The following is a 351-nucleotide window of genomic DNA, read 5'->3' as shown; positions in this document are numbered from 1 at the left end:
CTCTCGGCCCTTCGACCGTTTGTAAAAAATAGTCTTTATTAAATGTCAGCATCCCCGTGATGCCATTGGCAGCGTTATTCGCTTGAGCTTGCTGCAAAATCTCATTAAAGTCTTTCGCCGATACGTCTGGGTTTGCACGGCTGGCGTAGGTCATGCTCATTAAGATGTGTGCATCTGAATTTGGTGAGGTCATATCTGTTCTCTTAGGCGGTGTAATGGGGACGTAGCACTTTTATATTAGCGCTTTTATAAACGTCAATTAGCCAATAGCAAACCATGATTTCTTTTTAGCAGAAGCGTCTATTTCTTCTTGCTCTTGGAGCTCTGACAAGGTATCAATCAACATCATGA

Annotated in this window: 1 protein-coding gene; it reads right to left on the bottom strand. The window is 42.7% G+C overall.

The genetic code is table 11. The features are described from left to right. Positions 1 to 193: BLUF domain-containing protein (locus AAEY88_RS12690; RefSeq protein ID WP_350562956.1), on the bottom strand; the 193-nt coding region annotated here is incomplete at its 3' end. Positions 194 to 351: the final 158 nt, after the last annotated feature.

The sequence above is a fragment of the Psychrobacter sp. CAL346-MNA-CIBAN-0220 genome, assembly GCF_040309805.1.
Classification (GTDB): domain Bacteria; phylum Pseudomonadota; class Gammaproteobacteria; order Pseudomonadales; family Moraxellaceae; genus Psychrobacter.
This window is presented reverse-complemented; position numbering and strand designations above follow the sequence as displayed.